Source organism: Nonomuraea diastatica (assembly GCF_004349015.1).
Classification (GTDB): domain Bacteria; phylum Actinomycetota; class Actinomycetes; order Streptosporangiales; family Streptosporangiaceae; genus Nonomuraea; species Nonomuraea diastatica.
In genome coordinates, this window is the sequence record NZ_SMKP01000354.1 from 1 (window position 1) to 3,793 (window position 3,793).

Consider the following 3,793-nt stretch of genomic DNA (forward strand, 5'->3'; position numbering starts at 1 on the left):
TATAAGAGACAGCAGGACGGTCATGGGGGCGCCTCGATTCGCAGGGGACGGATGACTCAAGGCTTCCGTCGCGGGCGCCCGCGCACATTGCCGCCGCCCACCCTGCCGAGGTCAAGATCGCACCACCGGCTCCGGTAGCGCTGGCCCTACCCCCGTACGCCGGTGCACCCGCTCGTCCGGGCCGACGGGACGAAATACGGTTGAGGCCATGCGCTCCCTGATGAGGCGTGTCCTTCTCGACACCCGTTACACGCTGGTCGGCTTCCCCACGACCGTCATAGGTTTCGTGCTCATGGTCGCCGGGTTCGCCGCCGGCACGGGCACTCTCGTCGTGTGGCTCGGCGTGCCGCTCCTGGCCGGCACGCTGATGATGGCGCGGGGATTCGCCGACGCGGAGCGCGGCTGGCTGTCCGACGTGCTCAAGCGCCCTCCGGTGCGGCCCCGCTACAAGCCGGCCCCGGCCGGCGCGGGCTGGTTTCGCCGGCTGGTCAACCCGATGACCAGCGGGCAGTCCTGGCTCGATCTGCTGCACGGTATCGTCAGTCTGCCGTTCGCCATCGTGGCGTTCGTGCTGACGCTCGTCTTCTGGCTGATCCCCCTGGCGGGGCTGACCTGGCCGCTGTACGGCATCATCACGTCGCGGATCCCCGGCAACACAGAGCTGCCCGAGCTGCTCGGCCTCGGCGACGGCTACGCCGTCAACTCGGTCTTCTACGTCGGCCTCGGCCTGGTCTTCACGGTGCTCATGCCGTTCATGGTGCGCGGGGCGGCGCTGCTGCGGGCCGGGCTCGGCCGGGCGCTGCTCACCGGCGTGGCCGAGCTGCACGAGCGCATCGACGACCTGGCCGAGGGACGCGCCGCCGCCGTCTCAGCGGAGGCCAACGCGCTGCGCAAGCTGGAGCGCGACATCCACGACGGCCCGCAGCAGCGGCTGGTCTCGCTGGCCATGGAGCTGTCCAGGGCGCAGCGGCAGTTGGCCAAGGACCCCGAGGCGGCGCAGGCCACGCTCAAGTCGGCGATCGGCGCCACCCGCGAGACGCTCGACGAGCTGCGCGCGCTCTCGCGCGGCATCGCCCCGCCCATCCTGTCGGACCGCGGTCTCGCGCCCGCGCTCGCCGCCCTGGCCGGGCGCTGCACGATCCCGGTGGACCTGGACGTGCAGACGGTCGAGCGTTATCAGGCGTCGGTCGAGAACGCCGTCTACTTCGTCTGCGCCGAGGCTCTCACGAACGTGGCCAAGCACAGCCGCGCCACCACCTGCACGGTCCAGCTCGTCCGCATCGGTGATGGTCTGATGCTCACGATCGGGGATGATGGTGTCGGCGGCGCGAGCGTCGCCAAGGGACATGGTCTCGCCGGGCTGGCCGACCGGCTCCGCGCCGTCGACGGGGAGCTGACGGTCCAGTCACCCGACGGCGGGCCGACATCGATCGTGGCGGAGGTGCCGTGCGCGTAGTCGTGGCCGATGACGCGATCCTGATCAGGGAGGGCCTGGTCAGGCTGCTCGAAGAGTTCGGCTGCGAGGTGGTGGCGGCCGTCGGTGACGGCCCCGGCCTCGTCGAGGCCGTCGCCGGGCACAAGCCCGACGTGTCGGTGGTCGACGTGCGCATGCCGCCGTCGTTCACCGACGAGGGGCTCAGGGCGGCCGTCGAGGCGCGGCGCAGGGTGCCGGGCGCGCCGGTGCTCATCCTGTCGCAGTATGTCGAGGTCTCCTACGCCGACGACCTGCTGGCCGACGCCCGAGGCGCGGTCGGCTACCTGCTGAAGGACCGCGTCGTCGATGTCGACGAGTTTCTCGAGGGCCTGCGGCGGGTGGCCGCCGGCGGCACCGTGTTCGATCCGCAGGTGGTGTCCCAGCTGATGGTGCGCAGGCGCAAGGACGACCCGCTGGCGCAGCTCACGCCGCGTGAGCGTGAGGTGCTCGGGCTGATGGCCGAGGGGAAGTCGAATCCGGCCATCGGGCGGCAGCTCGTGATCAGTGACGGAGCCGTGGAGAAGCACATCAGGAACATCTTCAGCAAGCTCGGCCTCTACGCGGAGGACAGCGACCAGCATCGCCGGGTGCTCGCTGTGCTGACCTACCTGCGGTCTTGACCCTTATGTCGTTGTCGGTTCGCCCGCACCCTCGGCCCCGGCCCGCCGGCGAGCGGGGGCGGCTCCGCTCTCCGGTCCCTCCTCGGCCGCGCTGAGGGGTGGCTGGCCGGTCCGCGCGGCGCTGCGCGCGGACCTGGCCGCTCGGGGTCAGCCGAGCGCGTCGACCAGCTTCTTACGCTGCTGGGCGCCCAGGCCGCCGAGACGGCGCTTCTCGTCGACGCCCGCCTCCTCCATCAGCGCGGTGGCCTTGGCCGGACCGACGCCCTTGACGGCGCGCAGCGCCTGGGAGACCTTGATCTTCTTCGCGATGTCGTCGTCGCGCTCGAGCAGCTGAGCGAACGTCAGCTCACCGGCCTTGACTTTGGCCAGCAGGGCGGTGCGGGCGGCACGCGCCTCGGCCGCCTTGGCCAGAGCCGCTTGACGCTGCTCGGGGGTGAGAGTGGGAAGTGCCATCTCTGTTCTCTCCTCGGGGAGTTTACGTTCGGGTTCTGTTACCCGTGGTGCAGTGGCTAATCATGGCGGATACCAGCGGTTCGTGTTGCGGAAAGCGCCCGGCTCAACGTGTCGGCCACCCCATCGCGGCCGCTTCCGCGCACGCCGCGTCCCGCGTGACCGTGCCTTCGCCGGCCCCCACGCCGCCGACCACGCGCTCTTCCTCACCGTAGCCCGCGCGGAGCGGGATGCCACCTCAGAGGCAGGCGAACCGGTCCCCGGCCGGTCCCTAGAGCGTGCCGCCGCGTGCCGCCGGCCCCGCCGGTTCCGCGGTCCTCCTGCGCAGGGCCGGCGAGGTACGCGCCCCGCCCGGCGCGGGCACACCTCCGCACCCTCCATACGCTGGGAAGACGCCAGACGTCCCGCACCGTCCGCGGGCCCGACTTAGGCCGCCGCCCACGTCCGGAACGCCCGCGTCACGGCCGCCTGTGCCATGGGGGCGTGAGCTCCCGGTTCACGCGTTCCGCCGCCCGGATCATGGTGCTCCAGCTCGGCGGATCCTCGCCGCTGTACCGTCCGCATGCAGGGGACGTACAAGATCGCAAACGTGTTCGGATGCGGGAAGCGCTATAGCGGCTTATCCCCCTGCGGGGTGGAATGCGTCACATTTCGCCTGCCGGGCGTGTCGCGACCCTGGTCAGGGTGGTCTTCCCGCCACCTTTCGAGCCCTCCGGGAGTCAGGAAAGCGTCGAAGACCGACTCCATGGCGCCCAGCAGCGCCCCGCGCCAGCCCAGAGCCGACCCCTCGATCCTGGGCGTGGGGTCGCGGCGGATCGCCATGAGGCGGGGCTCGCAGGCCCGCAGCAGCATCCCGCCCGCGCGCTCCGCCAGCTCCACGCCGTGGCCCGACAGGGTCACCACCTCGGGATCGTGGGCGTTCACCAGGGCCGCGATCCCGCGGCCGAGCGCGGCGGCGCTGGCCGCCACCGCCTCCTCGCTCGTGGCCAGCACGCGTTCGGCCTGCCCGCGTCCCCGGCCGCCGCCGTGCTCCAGGCCGACGTGGCGCAGCAGCGCGTTCGCGCCGACGTCCATGCCCCAGCAGCCGATCGCCCCGCACATGCAGGGCCGGTCGCCGCCGTCCAGCGGCATGTGCCCGAACTCGGCGCCGGTGCCGCTCGCCCCGCCCAGCGGGCGCCCCTCGACGACCAGCACGCCGCCCAGGTCGAAGTCCACATGCAGGTGCAGCCCCACCCGCACCCCTCGCAAC

4 protein-coding genes are annotated in these 3,793 nt (G+C 72.0%); 2 read left to right on the top strand and 2 right to left on the bottom strand.

What is annotated here, in order from left to right:
• Positions 1 to 208 precede the first annotated feature (208 nt).
• Together E1294_RS51330 and E1294_RS51335 are read left to right on the top strand one after the other, a co-directional pair.
• Complete coding sequence (locus E1294_RS51330; RefSeq protein ID WP_132520453.1) at positions 209 to 1,456, top strand: sensor histidine kinase; 1,248 nt, start codon at positions 209 to 211, stop codon at positions 1,454 to 1,456.
• Positions 1,447 to 2,094, top strand: coding sequence for a response regulator (locus tag E1294_RS51335; protein ID WP_132520456.1), 648 nt, complete (start codon positions 1,447 to 1,449; stop codon positions 2,092 to 2,094). The genes E1294_RS51330 and E1294_RS51335 overlap by 10 nt, the downstream gene beginning before the upstream one ends.
• A 147-nt stretch (positions 2,095 to 2,241) precedes the next feature.
• On the opposite strand, the gene mihF is transcribed toward E1294_RS51335, so the two are convergent.
• Together mihF and E1294_RS51345 are read right to left on the bottom strand one after the other, a co-directional pair.
• The gene (mihF, locus tag E1294_RS51340) at positions 2,242 to 2,547 is read right to left on the bottom strand and encodes an integration host factor, actinobacterial type (protein ID WP_043641121.1); all 306 of its coding nucleotides are present in this window, start codon (positions 2,545 to 2,547) and stop codon (positions 2,242 to 2,244) included.
• Positions 2,548 to 3,153: 606 nt separating this feature from the next.
• Positions 3,154 to 3,793, bottom strand: a 640-nt coding sequence (locus E1294_RS51345; RefSeq protein WP_132520459.1) for an ROK family protein, incomplete at its 5' end; no start/stop codon positions are given.